This is a genomic window from Arthrobacter sp. RIT-PI-e (genome assembly GCF_001187915.1).
Lineage (GTDB): Bacteria > Actinomycetota > Actinomycetes > Actinomycetales > Micrococcaceae > Arthrobacter_D.
Genome location: NZ_LGIU01000060.1, coordinates 1 through 18,834 on the forward strand (window position 1 = coordinate 1; position 18,834 = coordinate 18,834).

The 18,834-nt window shown below is 58.6% G+C and carries 13 protein-coding genes and 1 pseudogene; 10 read left to right on the forward strand and 4 right to left on the reverse strand.

Going from position 1 to position 18,834, the window contains the following annotated elements; translation table 11 throughout:
* Positions 1-544 precede the first annotated feature (544 nt).
* On the reverse strand, positions 545-1,003 hold the full coding sequence (locus tag AC792_RS08565) for a hypothetical protein (RefSeq protein ID WP_049830125.1): 459 nt from the start codon (positions 1,001-1,003) through the stop codon (positions 545-547).
* A 614-nt stretch (positions 1,004-1,617) separates the two neighbouring features.
* Between AC792_RS08565 and AC792_RS08570 the strand changes: the two genes are divergently transcribed.
* Entirely contained in the window at positions 1,618-2,220 is a 603-nt protein-coding gene (locus tag AC792_RS08570) for a sigma-70 family RNA polymerase sigma factor (protein ID WP_160317624.1), read from the forward strand.
* Between the two features lie 78 nt (positions 2,221-2,298).
* Here AC792_RS08570 and AC792_RS08575 read toward each other — a convergent pair whose 3' ends face one another.
* On the reverse strand, positions 2,299-3,246 hold the full coding sequence (locus tag AC792_RS08575; protein ID WP_082177594.1) for a tyrosine-type recombinase/integrase: 948 nt from the start codon (positions 3,244-3,246) through the stop codon (positions 2,299-2,301).
* Positions 3,247-3,809: 563 nt separating this feature from the next.
* On the opposite strand from AC792_RS08575, the gene AC792_RS08580 reads away from it, so the two are divergent.
* The 5 genes from AC792_RS08580 to AC792_RS08600 all read left to right on the forward strand — a co-directional run bounded on the left by AC792_RS08580 (position 3,810) and on the right by AC792_RS08600 (position 12,463).
* Entirely contained in the window at positions 3,810-4,475 is a 666-nt protein-coding gene (locus AC792_RS08580; RefSeq protein ID WP_049830128.1) for a hypothetical protein, read from the forward strand.
* Between the two features lie 432 nt (positions 4,476-4,907).
* Positions 4,908-5,570: a hypothetical protein gene (locus AC792_RS16950; RefSeq protein WP_152916103.1), complete on the forward strand. Its 663-nt coding sequence runs from the start codon at positions 4,908-4,910 to the stop codon at positions 5,568-5,570.
* Between the two features lie 137 nt (positions 5,571-5,707).
* Entirely contained in the window at positions 5,708-6,916 is a 1,209-nt protein-coding gene (locus tag AC792_RS16395; protein ID WP_268753363.1) for an RES family NAD+ phosphorylase, read from the forward strand.
* A 1,138-nt stretch (positions 6,917-8,054) separates the two neighbouring features.
* Positions 8,055-9,917, forward strand: coding sequence for a site-specific DNA-methyltransferase (locus AC792_RS08595; protein WP_200903389.1), 1,863 nt, complete (start codon positions 8,055-8,057; stop codon positions 9,915-9,917).
* A complete protein-coding gene (locus tag AC792_RS08600; RefSeq protein ID WP_049830132.1) occupies positions 9,914-12,463 on the forward strand; it encodes a DEAD/DEAH box helicase in 2,550 nt (849 codons plus the stop codon). The genes AC792_RS08595 and AC792_RS08600 overlap by 4 nt, the downstream gene beginning before the upstream one ends.
* Positions 12,464-12,779: 316 nt before the next feature.
* Here the strand turns inward: AC792_RS08600 and AC792_RS08605 are convergent, their stop codons facing one another.
* Positions 12,780-13,016: a hypothetical protein gene (locus AC792_RS08605; RefSeq protein ID WP_049830133.1), complete on the reverse strand. Its 237-nt coding sequence runs from the start codon at positions 13,014-13,016 to the stop codon at positions 12,780-12,782.
* Between the two features lie 382 nt (positions 13,017-13,398).
* Between AC792_RS08605 and AC792_RS08610 the strand changes: the two genes are divergently transcribed.
* The 3 genes from AC792_RS08610 to AC792_RS16960 all read left to right on the forward strand — a co-directional run bounded on the left by AC792_RS08610 (position 13,399) and on the right by AC792_RS16960 (position 15,702).
* The gene (locus AC792_RS08610) at positions 13,399-13,725 is read left to right on the forward strand and encodes a hypothetical protein (RefSeq protein WP_152916104.1); all 327 of its coding nucleotides are present in this window, start codon (positions 13,399-13,401) and stop codon (positions 13,723-13,725) included.
* A 132-nt stretch (positions 13,726-13,857) separates the two neighbouring features.
* A complete protein-coding gene (locus tag AC792_RS16955) occupies positions 13,858-14,571 on the forward strand; it encodes a hypothetical protein (RefSeq protein ID WP_152916105.1) in 714 nt (237 codons plus the stop codon).
* A gap of 705 nt (positions 14,572-15,276) precedes the next feature.
* Entirely contained in the window at positions 15,277-15,702 is a 426-nt protein-coding gene (locus tag AC792_RS16960; protein ID WP_152916106.1) for a hypothetical protein, read from the forward strand.
* A gap of 900 nt (positions 15,703-16,602) precedes the next feature.
* On the opposite strand, the gene AC792_RS16400 is transcribed toward AC792_RS16960, so the two are convergent.
* Complete coding sequence (locus AC792_RS16400) at positions 16,603-17,610, reverse strand: Abi family protein (protein ID WP_082177596.1); 1,008 nt, start codon at positions 17,608-17,610, stop codon at positions 16,603-16,605.
* Positions 17,611-18,062: 452 nt separating this feature from the next.
* On the opposite strand from AC792_RS16400, the pseudogene AC792_RS08615 reads away from it, so the two are divergent.
* A pseudogene (locus AC792_RS08615) lies at positions 18,063-18,635 on the forward strand (recombinase family protein); the annotation flags it as partial.
* Positions 18,636-18,834 lie beyond the last annotated feature (199 nt).

Genomic DNA, 18,834 nt, shown 5'->3' on the forward strand with positions numbered 1-18,834 from the left:
GAGCACGCTGGGTCATGAGGTGGAAGCCCGCCCTGAACGCGTTCGCGATCACCTTCGCAGGACGCTTCGAGAAGACCAACTACTAATGAAAACGCCGGACCCCACACACCGTTTATCGGACAGACCCCCTGACCCTTAATGCGGTGATGAGATCGGGCTGCTTGAGGTCAATAGGGCTCCTCGCCCGCAGGCAGAACACCTCACAGGTGAAGTAGACAGCCGTAGAAGTTAGTCTCCAGACGCGTCAGCGGTGTCTCATGAACGGTGGTTAAGGCCGTCTCCTTCCGGTTCAGGCTATACCCACATACCGTTCATCTGACAGTCCCCGCGCCGACCAACCGAGAGGGTAGATCGCTGTCTTATCGCCCTTACGCGGTCCGGGAGGGTAGGAGGTTCGGTAGTTCTGATGGCCGGGCGCTGAGCTGGGCGGGTGGTTGGACGGGTGTGGCGCCCACCCCTTTTGAGCGGGGTGGGCGCCACAGTGGTGTTGCTCTGGTGTTGCTTTGGTGTCGTGCTGTAGGGGTTGGGTGTGTTGGGGTAGGGGTTAGAGTAGTACGCCCAGCAGGCCGTTGCTGCCCTGGTTTCGCTCGGTGGACTGGGTGGATCCGTCGGCGTCTACCGAACCGTTGGCGGCACCGTCGATCGTGCTGTCAATGTCGTTCTCGAGCGTTCCGTCGATGGTGGTGTCCGTCTCGGGGTCGATGTTCACGGTGCCGTCATTGCCGCTGAGGATGTCACCGACGATCTCGGTGAGATCGGCGTCCACACCGGAGAGAACGTTGTTGCCGCTGGCCACGTCGCTGACGTTCACGCCACCGTTGAGGAGGTTCTCCAGTGACAGGTTCCCGCTGTCGGTGATGGTGTTGTCGTTGACCTGGGCCACGTCGTTGACCTGTGTGTCCTGGGTGGTGCCGGTGTCGGCGTTGGCGATACCAGCGCCTCCGACGAGCATGAGACCGCTCACGGCGCTGACTGCCAGGGACTTCTTGAAGATGTTCTGCATGATCTTGCCTCCGTGTTTCTGTCGTGGTTGGAAGGACACCAGGGCTTCGGGCCGCCCCCGGGTGCTGGATGGGTCTACCAGCATCAACCCACCCCTGCACACCACCACCGAGTCCTCGTCCGATCCTTGATCTGAGCCCGTCCTGATGCGGAACCACGGCCACGAAAAACTCCCAGAAAAAAGGCGCAAAACTTCGCCACACCCACACCCACACCCACACCCGCTGACACTTACCCCTACCCGGATCGGAGGTTACCAGCCGATAGTCTGGGGCCAGCACTCATCATTCGGCGTTGCTCATGACACCGGTAGATAATGCGCATAGACCAGGCCCCGCAGGGGGTGTGCGCATCAGGTGTGAGCGTTTGTTCTGGTCATCTTTGATGACGGTCTCACCCGAAGGGTCGCCCCAGGTCCACCATGCAGCATGTGAATTCTCCGCACCCATCTACCTGCCAACCTGTACTGTTACCGTCCATGCGATCAGCCATGCGATCAGTCATGCGAGCAGTTACGGCACCGGCTGCACCAACACCAGCACCAGCACTGCTGTCGGTTTCCGGTCTCGGCGTTAGCGCGCCTGTTCTGCCGGGCATGTCCTGGACGCACACGCTGTGAACCGCTTGACGTCTGCCTCTGGGACCGCTGATGATTCACATGATCTTGCAGAGCTTTTGATTCTTATTGCCGCCGGCGATGAGGCCGCTTTCGAACGTTTTTACCGGCTCACCTCCCCACGGGTCTTCGGTCTCGTTCGGAGAATTCTGGTCAACGCCTCGATGAGTGAGGAAATCACGCAGGAGATTTACCTCAGACTCTGGGAGGGGGGAGCCGAAACCTATACGCCGTCCAAAGGATCAGCCCTGGTATGGCTTATGACCATTGCCCATCGCCGTGCCATTGATCGGGTCCGTTCCGAGCAAAGCCGTACCACCCGTGATGAACTTTGGCATCACCGTCAGCGGGACACCGCGTATGACCACGTCCTGGAAACCATCATCATCACCGATGAGCACGCTGAACTGGGTGGCATCCTGCACCAGCTCACACCCCGGCAACGCGAAGCACTGCACCTGGCCTACTCCACGCCCATGACCTACACCGACGTCGCACACCACCTTCAGATCCCCGTATCGACCGCCAAGAGCCGCATCCGCGGCGCCCTCGCCCGACTGCGCACCCTCCTCACCACGGAACCACCCCGTATTACTCCCTGAACCGTCACTACCGGATCCCAATACGCTCCCCCTGACATTTGCGCCTACGCCCATGCCAGCCTCCTCTGCCCGTAGGGGTCAGGTGAGGGCGCGGGCGACGTCGTAGCTGGCTGATTTGGTGAGGTTGTTGCGTGCTCGGTCGTAGCGTCGGGTGGTGCGGGGGTCTGCGTGGCCCATGCTGTCCTGAAGTGCGTGGAGGCTGGTGCCGGTGTCGAGGGCGATGGTGGCGAAGGTGTGCCGGAGGCTGTGCGGGCTGATCCGCCCCTGGATGCCGGCTTTGCGTGCGAGGCGCCCTATGGTGCGGAAGGCTTCGCTGCGGTGCCAGGGTTTCCCGGTGCTGGTGGTGAACAGCGGCTGGCCGATGAGGTGATGGGTGTCCTCCCCCATAACGTGGATGAGTTCGGCGCCGTTGGTGTCCAGGTAGTCGTTGAGGGCGACGACGGCGGGACCGGGGACGGCGACTTTGGCGTGTTTGCCGCCTTTGCGGCGGATGGTGAGGGTGCGGTGGCCGGCGTCGTGGCCGTAGTCGGTGGTGCTGGCCCCGAGGGCTTCGCCGATCCGGATCCCGGTGAGCAGGAGGAGGGCGACGAGGGCGTGGGAGCGGGGGTTGTCGACCCGGGCGGTGGCGAGGAGGGCTCGTGCCTGGTCTCGGGTGAGGCCTTGGGTGGAGCTGTGGTCGGCGTCGACGACCGGCCGGGTGACGGTGGCAACGGGGTTCAGGAGAGTGGCGCCGTCGTTAATGGCGTAGCGGTAGTAGCTCGAGAGGGCCGCGAGGGTCCGGGCGGTGGTCGAGGGGGCGCCGGTGAGGGTGTGGCGGTATCCGTCGACGTGCACCCGGCGGACGGTGAGCAGGTCAAAGCCCATGGTGTCGAGCCAGGCGCAGTAGTGGTTAAGGTGCCGGGTGTAAGCAACCAGGGTGTGGGGTGAGGTTTGGGCGAGCTGCCAGGCGGCGATACTGCTGGCGTGTCGCTCCCGATTCGGGACAGGGGCGCTGGTATAAGCGGCACTGAAAACCAGATCACTCACCGGGTCACCTTCATGTCCACATCATAAGAGACATTATGATGTGATCCCTGAGTATCAGCTGGGAATTATGAAAAATGGTCACCTTCTGCCCGAAAGCTATTGACACAGAGGAGCTTGTCCCTATGAGCATCAACCTACGGAGAGGGCAAAGAGGGCGTTCTGGGTGCTGGATGATCCTGAGTGCCTCGCCTGCATTTTTCGTACATGGTTGTGTCGAGACACTCGCTCCCAACTTTTCCTCGGCATTTGAATTGTCTCGTATCCATGCTTCTCAACAAAGTACGTCGAGGATGGCGAAACCTGCCCACCCTCCCAATAGAGAGGGGTGACACTGTACTCCCGGGTTAGACGACGGACTGATGCGGCACCGGCAAAGGATCTGGTCGCATGCGGGTAAGAAAAAACCCCGGCCGCGATCATGGCTCAGGGCCAGAGAGGCGGTTCCGGGGACTTCACATTCGAGTGTAGTGGGGGTCTGTAATAGTGGGCAAGTGCACTCATCACCCTCCTGGACCAACGGAGCCCACAACCGGGCCATCGATAAGGCCGTCACACCCTTACGTATGGGCTCCTACCTCGCCGCGGCGGGTCATGACCAGGTCCTGGCACGTCGCCTCTACATCTGGGACCGGGACATCGCCTCAGCCTTCCTCACCGACATCGCGATCGTCGAAGTAGCCCTCAGGAACGCCCTGAACGACCAACTGGAGAACACCTACGGTGAGCGGTGGTTCGAGCAGGATCTCGGCTTCGACGGACCCACCCGCTCCAAACTCGCCCAGGCCTGGGACGACCTCCCCCAAAGCCGGCGCACACCCGGGCACCTCGTGTCCCGTCTGATGTTCGGGTTCTGGCGTGGCCTGCTCGAGCCTGGCGGCTACGTCGGCAGGAACCCGCAACGCTTCAGGGCCGACCACGACGACCTATGGCGCAACGGCCTGGCCAAAGCATTTCCCGGCGGAAAAGCCATCGCACAGGCGGAAGGCGCCCGATTCACCAGGTCCTGGACCCTAGAGACAGTGATCATCGTCGGTGCTGTACGGAACAGGGCCGCTCACCATGAGCCCTTCATCAACGGTTTCCCGCTACCGGGTCAGCAGACACGGCTCACCATCGAGCAAGGGCACCAAGCCTGCCTGAAACTCGCCCGGCTCCTCGACCGTGATCTTGGCTCATGGCTGGCCCCCAACACCACACTACCCACCCTGCTGAACCAACGACCCGCATAGCCCTCCCGCACCCCTGCTCGGGCCCACTACTATTCGCGGAGTCTGCCGCAGGAGGTCCTAGGCACTCGTGCTCACGTCGAGGGTCGCTAGTTTCTCCTGCACCGTGAAGTCCGACAAGGCCAAGATGCCCTGTAGGCTCGCGGGCCGGCCAATGAGGCGAGGGTCGACTGTCATATCAAGCTCATGAGCCAGGATGAGCTCCACCTCGCCATATCGCTCCCGCAGATCCGGGCGCCGGCGAAGCCTCTGGCAGGAGTTGCACAATCTGTTCGACGACCCCCATTCAGCGGTCCCCATAACGCACATGGCTTCTGCCACCGCCGTAGAGCTCGTGTACGCCGTCCTAAGCGTCTCAAAACTTTCCGGCGCACAAGTGGTCCTTTTTGCACATCGGATCGTTTGAAGGTCTCAAGCACCCGCTAGCATCCATACATGACTGATGTGGATCTCCTCGTGAAGGCCATCACACAAGATTTCGGCGATCCTTCGACATGGGGTGCCCCGGTTGAGTTTCGCAACTCACTAGCGCTTTGTGCCCTCAATTCTGCATATTCCCTAAACGGCTCATCAGCAGCCGCAAAGAATGTGATCGCCCGCTACCGCGCATTTCGTCCAACCGCAGACACGGACAGCGGTCCCGATTTGATGAAAGCAATGGACGATGCTGGTGGTCCGGCAGATTTCACCGTTAATGTCTTGCGCAACGAACGACCACTTGCCCGCTCGAACCGCTTGCGACCCGAGGGCGTCTATGACGGCCTGAGCCTTCTTGCGGCGCTTGACATTCCGGTGGAAACCGCAGAAGACCTGCGGACTGCTGTGGCTAAAGGGAATACCGCTGCAGAAAGGGCGTGGCTCTCGGTGAAAGGCTTTGGCCCCCTTGCTTGGTCATACCTGATCATGAATGCAGGCGTTACCACTGAAACTAAGCCAGATGTCATGATTCAGCGCTACCTTGCGCGAGCTCTCGGTGAGAGCAATAAGCCGGGTTTTGAACGATCGCGCCAGCTCCTTGAACTCGCAGCCACGAAACTTTCCGTTGAACCTCGGAACTTAGATCGAATTATATGGCAACACGAGAGCCCATCAAAGTAGCTACCGGCCCTACACTTCTATGGCGAGACGTGAGGCACTCACCGAATGAGTGCTGCAATTGCGGGGGTGCATGACCACACGTCATCAGGCACGATGGACTTATGGACTTCCCCCGGATAGATACGACCGACGATCTGATGTGCCTTGTTCACATAACAGATCCCTTTCTACTCCGTCGGGTAAGCCCACATGCCACGACTGGTAGTTGCTGGTTATGCGACCAGAACGAACTATGGGTAGCGGGTCCGGTCGTGAATTTGGCGAGAGTCGCCGAAGTTGTAGACGAAACTGCTGGGAGGCACTACAACCACGAAGGACAGTTCTTCGATGAACAGCAGATTCTAGAACCACGAACAACCGAAGAGGTCGTGGAGGCCCTCCTTGAGGGTTGCATCACCTCTGATGTCTTCGATGGGGTCTGCAAGGTTGTAGCTGAGCTCATATGGGAAGAACAGGACTGGTTCGAGCCTTATGACATGGACCACGAGGCGAGTGTGGAGTTCGAGTGGCAAGATTTCGAACAAAGCGTGAAACACGAGTCTCGGCTTCTTTCAGCTCCGCGAGGGCACAAAGCATCAACGGCACCCGAACGTAACTATGAGTTTGTACACTCCTTGCTTGTATTTGCGGCGGACCACGCAGGTCTCATTCAGACGTTATCGCGCGGGAGAAAGCTCTATCGCGCACGAACGGCGCGTGATGCCCGCGGATTGGAACGGGAAGCAAAGAAAGAACCCCAAGAGCAACTCGGACCAGCGCCCGAGGACAGGGCAAGTGCCGGCCGCATGAACGCGCAGGGCGTAGCCATGTTCTACGCCGCGCTTGATGTAGAAACTGCTTGCGCAGAGGTCGCTTTACACAGCCCCTACGACGAGGTAGTTGCTGGAACCTTCATCGTCCAGCAGGAATTACGCGTCCTCGATCTTACTCAATCACTGCCTCTCCGCAGCGTCTTTGACGACTCACCACCGCAAGAAGGTGACTACCGGTTGTCTTCACTCGGTTACTACGTCAAGCGCATCACACAGCCTGTCATCCTCGACGGAAATCATCCGGTGGACTACGCGCCAACCCAAGTACTTACTGATGCCTTCAGGTACTGGACCAACCCACAGATTGACGGCATCATCTACCCCTCGCTGGTAAGCAAGACGGGTAAAAACGTTGTGCTGTTCTTCGGTAACCGACGCTGGTTCGAGCAAACCGGAAAATCGGTGAGCAGACTTGAGCGCTTCCAACGAAGCCACGAGCGAGGCACATCAGCGCCCCTCTTTGTGATAGATCCTCAGACTGTGCGGCGCTACCAGGTCGACCGTCATATCGCAGTCAGAAGGTCGAAAAAATAGTCCGCTCTAGGTTTGGGTCGACATCAGACCACGTGTAGGTGCTGTGGTGTGCTTGGACTGTGGATTACTACTTTGCCAACCAAGCAACGAATTACGAGCAGGTCATCCTCACCAGGACACTGTGGACCTGTCCACGGCCTGACAGAAAGCTTGACGAAGCGCGTCGACTCATCCACGACCTGCGCCGTGGCGACGTCATACTCCACTACCAAGATGGGGCCTTACGGGCTGTGAGCACGGTGACAGCCCCGGCAATTGCTCATCCACGTCCTCCCGAATATCCTCCTCGTCCGGGTGAAGGCGATGACGGGTGGCTCGTTCTCGTTGACCCACTGAGGAAGGACATCAATATGGGTTACAAGGAACTCGGCTCCATCATTGCTCTTGGTCAACACGGGCCCCTCAAGTCAGACGGCAGGGGCGCAGCTCAGGGGAAGTTTCTGTCGCGTGTCTCAGCCCAGGACGGGCACAAACTATTGGATCGGATCCAGCTAGTCATCCCCGACCCAGATGGCAGTTGGCTGGGACGTCCTCCGACTTTCTGGGATGGCGACGACTCAGACGTCGTGCGGTTCCGAAAGGCACGGGCAGAGCAACAAGATCTTCGTCGGCATCTGATAGCAGGCAGAACATCAGCAGTCTGCTCGCTGTGCAGTAGAGATCTGCCCGTAAACCTCCTCATCGCTGCACATATCAAGCCTCGTTCGCTCTGCAGTGAAGCCGAAAGAAGAAATTTCGAGGCCGTAGCAATGCTTGTGTGCAATCTTGGATGTGATGCCCTGTTCGAATGGGGCTATGTAGCCGTAGATCCGACGGGACACATCATCCAGGTTCGGCCGTGGGCCACCCTTCATACTGAACAAGCAGTGTCCAGCCTACTGGGCCTCACCTGCCCCTCACACAACGCGGCTACAGCACCCCACTTTGCCTCTCACCTGGATCTGGCTCAGCGACGCAACCTTGATGCCCGTCAGCCCTAAGGCAACACATCCGACAATCGATCCGGACGCGATACCTCCGCCCTTGAAGTAGCTCGAGGCGGGGACGCAAAGAGACCGCATCAGCGGCTTGATCCACCATTGCGGACTATAGACTTCCGGGGGCAACGGTTGCCCTTGAGAAGAGGTTGATAGTCAACGTGGTGGAGTACGAGGGCCCTAAAGGACGTCTAGAGCTGACCTGGACGAACAAGCACATGCGGCTGCTCTCTAAGTTGGGGGGTGGCTACGAATGGACCACCCCAGGCGACTACCGAACCAGTGAGGTCCGCCTCCTGCACGATGTAGAAACGGTAGGGAAAGTTCACGGCAAGAACGACAGGGCCCAAGACAACCTCCTCATTCGAGGTGACGCTCTGCACGCTCTCACAGCACTGGGCAACCTGCCCGAATTCTCAAAGGAGTACACCGGCAAGGTCAAGCTGGCGTACCTCGATCCGCCCTTCAACACAGGCCAAGCCTTCACTCATTACGAAGACGCACTCGAGCACAGTGTCTGGTTGACGATGATGCGCGATCGGCTACGGCAGATCAAGGATTTACTCGCGCCAGAGGGGTCGGTGTGGCTCCATTTGGATCACGTTGAGGTGCACCGTGCACGTGTCGTCATGGACGAGATTTTCGGACCTGACAACTTCGTCGGTGACATCTCGTGGGAGAAGGTTTACAGCCCTCGCATGGACGCCAAGCAGTTTTCTGTCAGTCAAGATTCCATCCTGGTGTACTCGAAATCCCCGGGATGGCGACCCAATCCTTTCGTCATCGCACCCAACCCCGAACAGTTCCGACACATCGACGAGGAAGGCCGGCCGTATCGCAGCGACCCCTTGCGGAAGTGGGGGAAAAACTCAGCGCGGGCAGACCGACAAAACCTCTGGTACGGCATCGAGGCCCCGAACGGCGAGACAGTCTGGCCCATCAAACCCAATGGCACAGAAGGTAACTGGCGGTGGCAAGAGTCCACGTACCTCGAACGCAAAGACGAAGTGGACTGGCTTGATAAGGGCAACGGCCTGCAGCCTTACCTCCGCCAATACGCAGACGAATCAACGACACGTCCACCAGAAACGCTATGGCGGACTGCCGACGTCGGACACAGCCAAGAAGGCAAGGCGGAGATCAAAAAACTGTTCCCCACCGGAAGCGCCTTCGACACGCCTAAGCCCGAACGTCTGATGGAACGAATCATCTACATCGGGTCCGATGCAGGCGACATCGTTCTAGACTGCTTTGCCGGCAGCGGCACCACTGCAGCTGTCGCCCACAAAATGGACCGCCGATGGGTGACTGTTGAGTGGGAAGCCGCAACCATCGAACGATTCACCATGCCCAGACTTACACGAGTGGTAGACGGCACGGATCGAGGCGGCGTCAGCACGGCCTCCTTCAGGGAAGCCGTGGGGGTATTGCCAGATTCCGTAACCCCACAAAACGCCTACGACGCTCTTCGGGCTCTCAACGCTGTCGTCGCTAGCGGTTCTATCGAGGGCACTGATAGTGATCCTTTCAAAGCCACTCTTAAAGTTGTTCGGGACAGCCTCAAAACCCAGATGGTCACGGAGGATCGATGGGGTGGAGGCGGAGGTTTCCGCGTTCTCGACGTAGGCCCGTCCATGTTCACCGTCGACGACGACGACGTCTACCTTTCGCGTTGGGCGGTCGGTGATCAACTCGGCGAAGCAGTCGCAGCACAGTTCGACTTCACCTTCGAAGTGACTCCTCCCTTCGCGGGCAGGCGAGGAGATGTACGCCTTGCTGTAGTCGACGGATTCGTCAACCAAGAGTTCGTCGACTACCTTCTTTCCTCCCTTGATCCCGGGGAACTTATCGAAATCTACGCAACAGGAGTAGATCCTGATGCGCAGACCTACATCAAGCAAGCCCTTCGGGGGTCACGCCTGGTCAAAATACCGGCATCCATCATCTCGTCGTATCGACGTGCCAATCGTCGTTCTAGCGGTCTCAACTGGTTCGGCGACCACAACAGTGAGGAATCAGAGTGAGTGAGTCCGGGGAACTCAACATCGACCACGACCTGCTGGCGCTCATCAAGCACCAAATGCAGTTGCGGCAACCCAACGCCGAAGCCGTGGAAGACATAGCGACTGCCATATCGGATCACATCGATCGTCTGGGGCGGTCAACACCTTTCGAAGGCGTCGTCGATTCAGCTACCGGTGTCGGTAAGACCTACGTCCTCGCTGCAACAATCGACTACCTCGCGCAGTCCCGCGGATGGAACAACTTCGTCATCGTGGTCCCAGGCCGAACAATCCTCACCAAGACGATCGCTAACTTCACCCCTGGGTCCCCCAGAGACCTCACCAACCTACTGGGCGTCAAGACGGTCCTCGTCACCAGCGAGAACTTCGACACCCCTGAGATGGCGTCGATCATGGACGACGCAACAATCGTCAAGGTCTACGTTCTGACCGTCCAGACGCTGATCCAGCCCACAACCAAAGTGAACCGCCGTACCCGAACCTTCACAGAAGGCTTGGGGGCCGAGTTTTACGAGTGGCTGGTTAACGCCGACGATCTCGTCGTTCTAGCTGACGAACACCACCTCTACTACGGCGAAAAATTCTCCGACGCCGTTCGCGGGCTGATTCCACGCGCCATCGTGGGCCTTACCGCGACCCCCAGCAGCAAGACGCCGGCGGATCACATCATCTATAAGTACCCACTGTCCGCTGCGATCGCAGACAAGTTCGTGAAAACGCCCGTCATCGTCGGGCGAAAAGACGATCGTACAGACACCAACACGGCTCTCAATGACGGCATCACACTTCTTGAGGTGAAGCGGACCGCACAGGACGCTTACCTCGCGCAGAACCCAACAACATCAGCGGTGAATCCGTTCATGCTGGTTGTCGCGAGAGACACCGCAGAAGCAGACGAACTCGCCGAGTACCTTCGCTCCGACGACTTCCGCGGTGGTGCCTATGCCCACGCAGTACTGCAGGTTGATTCATCCGTCACCGAAGACAAAGAACCAGACATGTGGGGCAAACTATCCCGAGTCGATTCCCCCACATCTCCCATCCGCGTCGTCGTCAGCGTCGCCATGCTCAAGGAGGGTTGGGATGTCAAAAGCGTCTACGTACTGCTCTCCACACAACCCTCTTTGTCCAACGTTCTCACCGAACAGGTGCTGGGCCGCGGACTCAGACTTCCCTACGGTAAGTACACAGGCGTTGAGATGCTCGACACGCTCGAAGTTCTCGCTCATGAAAAGTTCGCCGCACTACTCGACCGCGCTGGAGTGCTAAATGAAGAACTTGTCTCCTTCCGGACACGAACAGTCGTAACAACTGACCAGAACAATGAAGTTGTGGTGCGGACAGTAACCGAAGAAACGGGCCGGGAACTCCCACCTTCTCCCTCCGACGCTCAGAACCAGACCGAATCCGTCGGCCCTGCCGCTGCTGGTCATGATCCGGTCCCCACGCCTGACACCAACATCGGTAGCTTCCTAATTTCGGAGGTAGATGCGCGTGAGACAGCTGGCACAGCCGAAACCGAGCAAATATCTCGTACTCCTATCTGTCTGCAATTAGCCGATCCAGAGATCATCCTGCCCAAAATTACGCAACGACCAGTCGCTAAGAAGTTCAGCCTGTCGGACATCACGACAGATGCAATTTTCGTCGAGCTCGGAAAATCCCTGCGATCCAACCCGGACGATGAGCTACGCCGGATACGCCTCACTGCGGTTCGTGTCCAAGGGCTGGATGGTGTGTGGCGCTCAGAAACGAGACAGGTAACAGCCGCAGACGCCATCAGCTCAAAACCAACTCTCGACCTGCCCCTCGAACTCTCCCGAAGTGCTTTGGTATCGCACGTCATGGATCTGCCGATGGTCGATAGTTCTTCTGCGTCGAGGTCAGTTGAGAAAGCAAATGCTGCACGTCTTGTTGATGCCCTCATCGAGGGCTTGGGCGATCAAGCACCAACCCTGCTATCAGCCTTCGGCGGCCGAGCAGCTGTTCGCCTCGCGCGTCTGATTCAGACGGAGCAACGCAAGGTCACCCCTGGCATCGGCTACGAAGAGCAGATCGCATTCGCCAAGCTCGCCCCCAGCAGAAACCTTGGGACCCGAGTCACGTCAGATGATCGTCGCGGCAGCTTCAGTAAGACAACCGCCTATGAGGGATGGGCTAAATCACGTATGTCCGCCGACTGGTTCGACTCAGAACCAGAAAGGGCACTGGCCCTCATCGCAGATGAAGCGAAAGAAGTGCAGTGGTGGATGAGACTCGCTGTAGGTGACCTCACCATCGCCTGGGGATCAGGACAGCTATACAACCCAGACTTCCTAGTCGCCGAGGACAAGGGTGTGCGGATCTTGCTTGAAGTTAAGGCTGATAACCAGATGCTGGCGGAAGATGTTCAAGCCAAACGTCAAGCGGCCCGCAAATGGGTGAACTATGTCAACGGCTTGGAAGAGGTCCAGACACGAGAAGAGAAGTGGTCCTACGTGCTGGTGTCCTCCTCCGACATTAAGCAGGTCAACGGATCATGGGACGCTCTCAAACGTCTCGGGTAAGGCGAAGGAGTTTGCGATGTGCCCACCGATGCACACTGAATACGCAACCATGGGAGGTATAGGGGTCGTCGTCGGCCTGACTGGCTCTCCTGCGGCTTATTCACCGCCTGGCATCCCACCGGAACGTGGATGGCTCCCACCATCATGTTGTTTGTTGGTGCAGTAGCCCTCATCGGAGGTGCCGCATTGCTCATCAAGGTCACGAGGGAAGTGCTGCTTAAACGGAATCAGGTAGTGCTGTGGAGTTCGAGCTGGCCTACGTCTGGTAGACCGCAGGACGAGGTTTAGAAGCAGAGGGCACCATGCGCTGAACTTTTCAGTCTTTGCCTGATTCTCTGGGCGTGTCCCGGATCATCGGGACTGCTGTCCTGACGAGAAAGAAGCCCAAGAAGATGAGCAGGCCGAGACCAGCGAAGGCGGGCAGATCTACGTCCGCGGTAATGAGCGCGTTGATCAGGGCACCTGCACCGAGGATCGTGATGATGCTTCCAAGGCTCACGCAGATCCACAAAAGGTAAGCAGGCGTGAGGTAGTCCTCTTCGTCGTTTAACACGGCCTAACTCGCCGTCCTGAGCTGTGCTGCAAGCTGCAGGTTCGTCTTCAATCCCCTGAGGTGAGTGCCGGCGTTGCGTCCGTTCATGCTTGTCATCATGACGTGGTGGAATCTTCGTGGACAAGAATTCGGGTCGAAAGTTGGTTTGCCTCCTGCCTACCTGGGCACGGCCCAAGCTCCCCACGCTCCGCTGCTTGGCCCGCACACACATGGCAGCAGGAACCAGAGTGCCCGCCTGCACACACCCACCTGCGTCACCGACACGGGTAGCTCACCTCGAGCGAGCAGTGGCCGTGCACAGCCTCCCCGGGCGCGGGCTGGGACTAGAACCTGACGAGACGGTTAGAGTCTGATTGTCGGCGCTACCTCGTACTCTCCGGGCGTGGGTGAGAACAAAGAACACGCTGCCTACTACGCGAAGCGGATGGATGAACGGATCGAGGAGTTCGTCATGCGCGAGGAACTGATCATGCTCACCGCGGTCGAGCTCGACGTCGAGAACTGCCGACCCACTGACATCCCGGAACCACGCCGGGTGTACGCGTGGTTCCTCTACTTTTCCGAAGCCATCTGCGTCCAGGCGCACGCAATTACGTACACCCGCACAGCGGTGAAAATCCGGTTCCTCAAACCACTCATCAAGATTCAGCGTGAAGGCTGGGTTTGGCTGAGCGCTGTTAAGCCAGCATCTGTGGAAAAAGCTGAGTAGTGTGCCGCTATGGCTCGCCTATCCCATGATCAGCTGACCCTTCTTCGCCGTTTCGTTCTTCGCGCACGCATTGTGCAAGATCACTCTCTTGCTCGGGACATCCTCGTTCTTCACGAGCAGTCAAGAACGACCGTGAAGATCGTAGTGACCGTCGATACCGGGACAGGTGAGGAGACGACGACGGTAGGAGCCGTCGAGATGCTTCCAGCAGAGCAGGTCGAATCAGCTGCAGCGAGGGTACGCTCGATCTTCCTAAAGAGAGACAACGTGCACTACGACGATGTGCTGAATGCCATCAATAGTGCACTCAAGGGTCGAGCTGATGCCGATGAGGACCGAGCGGTAGCGAAGAACCTTCGCAGCAGGTTTCGGGCGGCAGATCCGGACTATCCCGTAACCAGCCAGGGAAAACGCTGGGACGGCGGGTCCATTTCCAACAAGCAGCTTTCCGGTGCGTGGCTGTACGGGCATCTACTGCATGAGGATGAGAAACGGCGCTCGTACACCGAGCCGCTTGCGTTAGAGGAGGCATATATCTCGGCGACAAAGACCGTGTGCCTAGAGATGATCGCCGTTGTGAGCACGCTTCACTTGATCGAACGGCTACAGGTGAAAGGCTGGCTAGGTCTCCCCGAGACTGTCTTCACAGATGCTGTAACCATCACCGCTTCCTCGTGGATGCAGCCGGGCCATGTCATGGCTCTACTGGCGCCCAAGGACACCCCACTACCCGAGAGCTTAGACCGTGATCTTCTGGAGTCCGGGGTGTGGAAACCGGTCACTGAGGTGTTTCCACTACCAGGATCATTACCGAGAGAAGACGAGCACCGCGCCGGCTCTTCTTAAGAAGGTGGAGGCGAGACCGCACCACACGGCCTCGCCTCCGGTTTTCCCTCGTGATAAAGAAATCTTTGGGGCACCGCCTAGTGGGAGCCTCGTCTGTACAGTAGCTGCGCCGAAAGTGCAGGTGAAGCCTTACAGGCACAGCCGGTCCCTGATCACCAGTCATCGCCGTGTGATCTTACCTATCGCCGTGCTCAGGCAAGGACAGGTCTAGTGGAGATAGCGGCTCCACTATGTCTAGTAAGGGGCCGGAGCCGCTGAGGGGCGACAGGAACTCTGTGCAACGTACGTGTCCTGCCCCCCCGTCTCACTCTCCTACTCGGCCGGTTCCGCGCCCTTGCTGCCCTTAGTGTCCTTCATGGCGTGCCCTACTCCTGCAAGGACTTGGATGCTGCGGTCTCAACCCCTCCGACGAAATCCGCGACAGCGCGATCAACGCAGAGATGATCTACCGCGGATACGACACCTAGGAGAACCCCATAAAGCTCACCGCCGACCCCGCGTTCATCGGTTCCGACGAGGCGCACCTGCCAATCACCGAATTCACCCTGGTTCGTACTTGGGGAGCGGTGCCGCGGGGCACATGATCCGAAGGACAGCAGACAAAAATGTCAGGACTGGATGCGACGTAGGAGCAGCCTGGCCTATTCAGGTTGGAGCGAAGCGCAGGACCGCTCAAAGATTCAAAACGCTCGGTAAGCTCTCGCCATGGATGAAGAGCGCCGTAGCGGCGGATTCAAAGTAACCGACCGGGTCGTATACACGCATCGTGATCCCAAGCGCCGAGACCGGGTGTTGGGCACGATAGTCGACCAAGCATTCGGACGAGACAGTAGGCATCTACCCATATGGCGCTTTGGCGTTGTCGCCGACGGTGAAACGACTAAGTGGCCGGCCGACCCAGAGGACCTTCAACTGGCCAGCCCTCAACTGATTGAGGAGATTACACAAGCACCAGCGCAACTACCCTCGAAAGAAGCAGCAGCACCCGCAACAGACATCCCCCTGGATCCGGACGCTTTCGATGAAGAACCGCCTGAAAGTGGCACTCCTGATTACGCGGTTGAAATGAGGGAGTACCGCAAGAGACTGAGGCGGCATGAGATACTGAAAAAGCGCGATGAGCAGAAGTGACCCACCACTTTCCGCGGTGGCTTTTAGGGCGAGGTCAGCTCGCTTGGTCCTCCTAAACGGGCGCGATTAGCTCGGGCCCGTTTTTGCGCACCGATCCAATTTCTTTGATGATGATGCCTATGACAGGTTGAAATGGCCCCATAGTCACGGCTTAACCTGGACCCATCCACGGATCCGCGGGGCTTCTTGTGACGGTTTGAACTCGTCCTGGAATGTCTCGTCGACGCTAAACGAGTCCCGGATGGCGGCCTTATTGCCGGCGATTACGAAGCGTCCACACACGCCGGCGATCCTTCCATAGGGCTTCCCCACGGTGGTGCACGGGCTCAGCTAGTTGACCACCCTTGCGCACGCACCCACGCGACGAGGCGTTGGTCCCGGTCCTTTCGAGCTTGATCCCTTGTGAGCTGGCGCGTGACTACTTTTGTACCAGCGCCTCGCACAAGAGTGCTCTCACCTACCTCTATCCACGATGCGTGCTGCGCTTTGCCGTGGTGCTTTCCTTCACACGAGCACGTGCAGTCGTCTCCCTCAGCCTTCCTGCACCGTAGATCGCACTTCTCTGCCTCGCTGTAGTGCATCTCAATGTCAACGCTTCCATCGCGTATGGCGATGGCCTCAGCGACGTCCGTGAGGTTTTCGCGGGCAATAGTCCAGTGACCTTCCCAGCCAGGCCGACCCTCGGGTGCGTCGACCCATGTTGGCCGTATCGCTGCGCCTACTGCCGTCTTGAACATCGACTTGTTCGAGGGCTCATCACCCCGAGGACCTCGTAGTCCTCGTACTTGTATTCGCCCCCGTACCGGGCGCACTATCAGCGCGGTCATGCGGAGAGCATAGCGAAACAGATCGGATCTCAATCAGGCAATTCCACGGACAGCTGTACGGGTTGTCAGGGGTCTATGCTCGTGCTGGCGGCGGGGTGGGGTTCCAAAGCGGCTCCTCAGCCCATCCCTCTGGGAAGCCCATCGAGTTATGGGCGGTCAAGCCGTGTGCTATCGGGAACTTCTTCATCAAAGTTGCGAAGGAACGCGGCCAGGGACTGTCTGGATCAATTTGAAGAACGAAGTAGGCAAGCAAGGCAGCCATGAAGTAAAGCTTGGATCGGTTCGCTTCTGTGAGTTCGGTCAGGTGCCTCACCTTCTCGCCAACCAAATTCGGCTTCATGCGACCTGGCGGGTATGCCATGACCCGATTCCAAACCCGACCGTGGTGCGCGCAGTGGTTTCGGAGGACGTTTAGAGATAGAAGCCAGCCATGTAGGAGCTTGCCGTCTCGTATGCCGAGAAGGTCTGCGATTTTCTTCCTGTCCGTAGCATGGAGCAGGCTGTAAAGCCGGACAAGTGAACCAAACGAAAGGGTTTCTGTCGCGGCCCAGATGGGGAGATCACCGTCGTAGTTCAGCAGGAAATGCTTTACAAAATCTTCGTTTCGAGCATCATGCAAGTGCTTGTCGTAACGCCGGAGCCAGCTCTCATAAACGGTCGCGGCTGGATCGTCTTTGTCGACCGCCGAGCAAGCACTCTCATCCAGATGCTCCTTCATTAGGTGAACGAAAGGATCACGCTTCCCAGCTACGTAACCGATCTGTACGGCCAATCCAACTTCTAGACACTCGAGACCATCCTGAAGGCACCTCCGCAGCTTCTGGTCGAATTCATAGAGGGCTAGTACGTCACTAAAACTGGTTCCCTCAAGGAACGAGTCTGATCGACCGTCGATCCCGCCTCGAGGACGAGCAGGATCTAGAGGGGCCCGGAAGGGGTAGCTGTAGGCAGACAACCTGTAGTAGCCGATGCGCTTGAGAGCGCGGAGGGCGATGCCACGGTCTGAGTACTGCATGCCGCGCTCTGCCATCCTCTGCAGCTGCTGGTCATACGGAAGGTGGGGCTTGGAGTATCTGCGCATCAACGTCCCTCAGGTTAAACGAAAACCGACCCTTGAATGACCGGTGACGTAAAAGTCGTTGGCCAACAGAGGGGTCGGTGTTTATGATCTCAGCCTATACCACGCAACGGACAAGTACCTCATCCCCACGGAGCTAACGGGTGAGGCCGAGAAGTTCACCAGGGGATGACCGATTCTGCGCGAGGCGTCACGCTTACGAGTTACTCAGTCCACTGTATTACAACCGATGGGATGCAACACACCGCGTCGAGACACAACCCCTCTCGCACCATCACTGGATACCTCTCGTCTCGCTACCATGCTTCACAAGTTCGGGTAGAATTTTGCGACGTTAGAGTCAGTTGCGAGACAAATTTTGGGAACTCGGTCAGCTCAATGACTGGTTCGGCTGCCTGAGTGAACTGTTGAGGTCTCGATGGAGCATCGACGAGGCGTTGATCGAAGGAGGAAGCGTGGCGAGGTTGATCGGGTATGCGCGGGTGTCGACCCGGGTGCAGGACACGGACCGGCAAGTTCAGGACCTTCTCACCGCCGGGGTGCGCCGTGATGACCTGTATGTCGATCAGGGGGTCAGTGGTGCCCAGGCACGCCGGCCACAGTTCGATCGGGCCCTGGAGGCGTTGCATGAGGGCGACACCCTGGTCGTGACCACGCTGGACCGGTTGGGTCGGTCGACGGCGAGCATGCTCGCCCTCGCCGACACCCTCCGCACCCAGAGCATCAACCTGCGGGTGCTGAACCTCGGTGGTGGGAATGTGGATACCGGCACGCCGATGGGGTCGATGGTCTTCACGGTCATGGCGGCCCTGTCGCAGATGGAGCTCGAGATCAAACGCGAACGCGTGACCGACTCCAACACCAAGCGCCGCGCTGCAGGCATGGACCTCGGCGGACGGCGTGAGACTTTCTCCGACAGCCAGGTCAGCAACGCCCGCCGGCTCATCGACCAGGGCCAGCCCGCCTCCCACGTCGCCCGGGACCTCGGTATGTCCAGGGCCACTCTCTACCGCAGGATTAACAACCTGGAGGCCCGTGAATGGTTGGCCACCCACCCTGTACCGACACCGCTACCGCTCGAGGACGTTGCGGAGCCGGGACCGTCGGTGCCGGTGAGTGCGCCGCACTCTGATGCCCGCCCTATGACATGAGGCAGCCTCAGCCCGTGGTTGACGGGCTGAGGCTGCTTCGGCGGTTCTGGTAAAGGCTGTGTTCAGGCATTCAGGC